Source organism: uncultured Maribacter sp. (assembly GCF_947496775.1).
Taxonomy (GTDB): Bacteria; Bacteroidota; Bacteroidia; order Flavobacteriales; family Flavobacteriaceae; genus Maribacter_B.
Map to the genome: position 1 here is coordinate 1 of NZ_CANMDU010000026.1, position 4,835 is coordinate 4,835.

Annotated in this window: 6 protein-coding genes; all 6 read left to right on the forward strand. The window is 30.8% G+C overall.

All coding sequences use genetic code 11. From position 1 onward, the window contains the following. Positions 1 to 96: 96 nt before the first annotated feature. The 6 genes from Q0856_RS17750 (at position 97) to Q0856_RS17775 (ending at position 4,376) form a co-directional block, all read left to right on the forward strand. Positions 97 to 891, forward strand: coding sequence for a cation transporter (locus tag Q0856_RS17750; protein WP_298507148.1), 795 nt, complete (start codon positions 97 to 99; stop codon positions 889 to 891). A 156-nt stretch (positions 892 to 1,047) separates the two neighbouring features. Beyond that, positions 1,048 to 1,482, forward strand: a complete 435-nt coding sequence (locus tag Q0856_RS17755) for an SRPBCC domain-containing protein (RefSeq protein ID WP_298507149.1) — start codon at positions 1,048 to 1,050, stop codon at positions 1,480 to 1,482. After that, the gene (locus Q0856_RS17760) at positions 1,472 to 1,909 is read left to right on the forward strand and encodes a hypothetical protein (protein ID WP_298507150.1); all 438 of its coding nucleotides are present in this window, start codon (positions 1,472 to 1,474) and stop codon (positions 1,907 to 1,909) included. The genes Q0856_RS17755 and Q0856_RS17760 overlap by 11 nt, the downstream gene beginning before the upstream one ends. A 330-nt stretch (positions 1,910 to 2,239) precedes the next feature. Beyond that, entirely contained in the window at positions 2,240 to 2,800 is a 561-nt protein-coding gene (locus Q0856_RS17765) for a TetR/AcrR family transcriptional regulator (protein WP_298507151.1), read from the forward strand. 53 nt (positions 2,801 to 2,853) lie between these two features. Next, positions 2,854 to 3,264 (forward strand): nuclear transport factor 2 family protein, encoded by a 411-nt coding sequence (locus Q0856_RS17770; RefSeq protein ID WP_298507152.1) that lies wholly within the window; start codon positions 2,854 to 2,856, stop codon positions 3,262 to 3,264. A gap of 125 nt (positions 3,265 to 3,389) precedes the next feature. Next, entirely contained in the window at positions 3,390 to 4,376 is a 987-nt protein-coding gene (locus Q0856_RS17775; protein ID WP_298507153.1) for an alpha/beta hydrolase, read from the forward strand. Positions 4,377 to 4,835 lie beyond the last annotated feature (459 nt).

Below are 4,835 nucleotides of genomic sequence, written 5' to 3' on the forward strand. Positions count from 1 at the left end.
AATCGACAAGGTTAGAAACTAATTTAGTGTAAAACATAATCTTTAACTTGTGTAAACCATGTCTCTTTACGAACATGCAAGAAAAATCGTTACTGAATGGAAAAATCGATATTTGAAATCACCAAAATGGATTGTCCTTCAGAGGAAAACCTAATCCGAATGAAATTGGATGGAATCTCAAATATTGCGAATTTAGAATTTGACATTCCCAACAGAAAATTGACTGTCTTTCATAACGGAGAAATTCAACAAATAGAAAAATCCATCTTAGAATTAAAACTAGGCGGAAAGAAAATATCGACTGAACAAACCGACCAAACGGATTTTAAAGAAAATAAAAACCAGAAAAAGCTTCTTTGGTCTGTACTTATAATCAATTTCATTTTTTTCTTAATCGAAATGACAACAGGTCTGATTTCAAAATCAATGGGACTTGTGGCTGATAGTTTAGACATGCTCGCAGATAGTTTTGTTTACGGAATTAGCTTGTTTGCGGTTGGTGGAACTTTAATAAAGAAAAAGCGGATTGCCAAACTTGCTGGATATTTTCAAATAACACTTGCGATTATAGGATTTGTGGAAGTCCTTAGACGATTTTTCGGAGAAGAAAAATTACCAGACTTTTCGACTATGATTATTGTCTCGGTTTTTGCGCTCATTGCGAACGGAATCTGTCTTTATATTTTACAAAAGTCAAAAAGTAAAGAAGAAGCACATATGAAAGCTAGTATGATTTTCACCTCTAATGATGTAATTATCAATTTAGGAGTTATAATCGCTGGAGTTTTAGTAAATTATTTGAGTTCAAGTAAACCTGATTTAATTATTGGAACAATCGTTTTTGTTTTGGTAATACAAGGTGCAGTTAGAATTTTGAAACTAGGTAAATAGAAAGCACAGGTTACAACAACGTGTATAACTAATTGCTGGTTTTGTGTGTACTCGGAAAATCCTACGGATTTCCCTCTGGTTCGTTTTCTATTTACTAACTTAGTGCTAACCAACGCAACTAGCCATAACACGAACACGTTGGCATACATTAAAAAAATGAACCGAGAACATATATCAAATACTACAATCAAAATTAACGCTCCTGTTTCAAAAGTTTGGAATGCTTTAGTAACACCAGAGATAGCGAAGAAATATTTTTTCGGAGCGAATATTGAATCAGATTGGAAAGAAAATAGCCCGATTACATTTAACGGAGAATATAACGGAAATAAATATGTGGAAAAAGGAATTTTAATGAATGTAAAACCAAACATTCAATTACAATATACACATTGGAGTAATCTTGAAGGAATTCCAGATATTCCTGAAAATTATAGAGTTTGGACTTTTGACTTATCTGAATCTGAAAATCATACCCAACTCTCAATTTCTGAAGATAATATCCCAACGGAAAAAAAACAGAAACGTTCTGATGAATTTTGGAATGGAGTTCTATCAACAATTAAAAAGATTGTGGAAAATGAAAAATGAATTTTTGAGACATACTCTATCAACAATATCTTATAGATTTAAAAAAGCTGTACATAATCAAAAAATGGAGTTTGGAGATTTTAATGTGGGAAAGGAAAGTAGAACTCCTAATGAAATAATAAATCATATGTATCAGGTTCTAAGTGCTACAAGAATTTTTATTGAGGAAGAAAGATACAGTAAGGAACAACCTGAAAGGGTTGATATGAAATTCGAAATAGAGAGATTCAATACTGAACTTAAAAACTTGGATAGCATCCTTATGAAAAAAGAACTTGATATTAATTATGCAAAACGATTAATTCAAGGTCCCTTTTCAGACATACTGACCCATATCGGTCAAATCTCAATGTTAAGTAGATTAAATGGAAATCCAATTATGGGAGAGGACTTTTCTTCAGCTTCAATAACGACAGGAATTGAATAAGTTTAAAAAAAACGTATGGTAACACTGTATATAGCAAATAGGGCATTCAGTGATTTACGAAAGTACTGTTGTTATCTGAAACACCGCCAAATCGTTGATTTGGCTTTTATAAAATGAATAAGATAAAACAAAATACAACGTTTTGGCTCTGTGCAAAATTGAAAGTTTATCGCTTTCTACTGCCCTACTTGCCATATACTAACCGTTAGGCACAATTTTACCTAATATCGTATCACATATTTCCAAAAACGTATTTCTCTCAAAAGTTAAAAAAAAGTTAAATCATACAGACCTGTCTGTTAGTATTAAATTTTGTTCTATATTTGTCCCATGAAAAAATTAGGTGTGAAAGATAGAATCATAGAAACTGCGTCAGATTTATTTTATACTAACGGATATAATCAAACAGGAATAAATCAAATAATAGCAGAAGCTGGTGTAGCTAAGGCAAGTATGTATCAACATTTTAGATCAAAAGAAGACATTGCAGTAGCCTATTTAAAAAGAAGACACATAAATTGGGTAGGTGATTTACAAAGTTTTGTGTCTAAGCAAAAAAACAATAGAGATAAATTAATTGCAAGCTTTGATTATTTAGATAGTTGGCTGAGCTCAGTTAACTACAGAGGATGTGGTTGGCAAAATATTATAACAGATTTACCACATGATCATAATAAAATAAGAGATCAAGCAGTATTACATAAAAATGATGTTAGAGCTTGGGTGCATTCATTACTAAAAGAAGAAGATAATCTTTCAGACAATGAAGCTATGCAATTAGGAGATGAGTTAATAATACTTTTAGAAGGATCTATAATATTATCACAAATACAAAAAAACAAATGGCCTATTGAAGTGGCAAAAAGAGCAGCAAAAAAATTACTTAACTAAATTTAAAAAAAATTTACATATATAAAACAGACTTGTCTGTTTAATATTAAATTATGAAAACAATTAAACCACCTTTTACAACGGAAACCGCAGAGGAAAAAGTACAAGCAGCAGAAGATGCTTGGAATAGCAAAAACCCAGAAAGAGTATCTAAAGCGTATACCTTAGATTCTCAATGGAGAAATAGAACTGAATTCTTCACGGGAAGAAAAGCTATAGTAGAATTTTTAACAAAAAAATGGAATAAAGAATCTAAATACAAATTAAAAAAACATTTATGGTCATTTACTGATAATAGAATTTCAGTAAGATTTGAATATGAGTGGCAAGATGCAAAAACAGGCCAATGGAAAAGAACACATGGTAATGAGCATTGGGAATTTGATCCTGAAGGCCTCATGAGAGTTAGAGACATGAGTGCAAATGACATAAATATCTTAGAAACAGAAAGAAAATTTAAATAATCGAAAATCAATACAAATGGAAACAAAAGAATCAAAAAGTTTTAATTGGAATAGTAAACGACGGTACAGATAAAAGCTTTTATCTAATTACAATCAAATATTATAAACATTAAATAAATAAAATTATGAAAACACAAATTTTAAAATCAGTATTCAGTATAGCTCTATTAGCTATACTATCAATAGCCTTAGTTTCTTTTACAAAATCAAATGAAAATATTATAGGAACTACAGTAGGTAAGACAGCTCACCATACATTACATAAAAGTGTAGATATAAATGGATTAAACATTTTTTATCGTGAAGCAGGTGACATAAGTAAACCAACTATCTTATTATTGCATGGTTACCCAACATCATCTCATATGTTTCGAAATTTAATTACAGACTTGTCTGTTCGATATCATGTTTTAGCACCAGATTATCCAGGTTTTGGTAGAAGTGACCAACCATTGATTAAAGATTTTGATTATACGTTTGATAATATGTCAGCAATTATTGAAGGTTTCTTAGAGAAAAAGAACGTCAAAAAATATAGTATTTATTTAATGGATTATGGCGCTCCAATTGGCTTCAGAATTGCTGCTAAATACCCAGAACGCATAGAATCATTAATTATTCAAAACGGAAATGCATATGATGAAGGCTTAAAAGACTTCTGGATTCCTATTAAAAAATATTGGAATGATTATACTGTAGAAAACGGAAAACCTTTAGAAGGGTTTCACTCACCTGATGGATTAAAATGGCAATACACGCATGGTGTTCAAGATATTGACAAAATTAGCCCAGACAACTGGCATATAGATTTACAACATTTAACCCGTCCTGAAAACAACGAAATACAATTAGCTATGTTTTATGATTACAGAACTAATGTACCTTTATATCCCGAATGGCAAAAATATTTTAGAGATTACCAACCTCCTACTCTAATTGTTTGGGGGAAGAACGACTATATTTTCCCTGCAGATGGTGCTTATCCATATAAAAGAGATTTAAAGAATTTAGACTTTCATTTATTAGATACAGGTCATTTTGCCTTAGAAGAGAAAGGTGATGAAGTAGCAAATTATATTTTAAAATTTTTAAAGAAAAATAATATTAAATAATCATGTAATTAGTTAATTGATTTGACCAGTTTGTGTGAGGAAATTGATAACAATAGTAACGCACAAACTGGTTTTTACACTTATCTTAGAATAAGCAAAATAAAAATTATTGAATAGCTATCTAAAAAAACAGTGCCTAACAACGTGTATAGTACATGTTGTTTAAAGGTTGTTCGAGGATTTCTAACGAAATCCTGTGCCTTCCCTCCTTTTTTGCTAACTTAGTTCTCAAACAACACGAAACCATACACGAACACGTTGTATGCCATTAAGGTACGTTAAAGGCACATCATTTACAAAGTTAAAGGGACATAGTTTACACTTTTTAAGGTATAATTTGAGATTAAAATCAAATTATTATGCCTTGGAAAACAACAACAACAACAACAACAACTATGGAACAAAAAATCGAATTTATTTGTGAATGGCGTACAGGAAAATATACCATCACAGAATTAT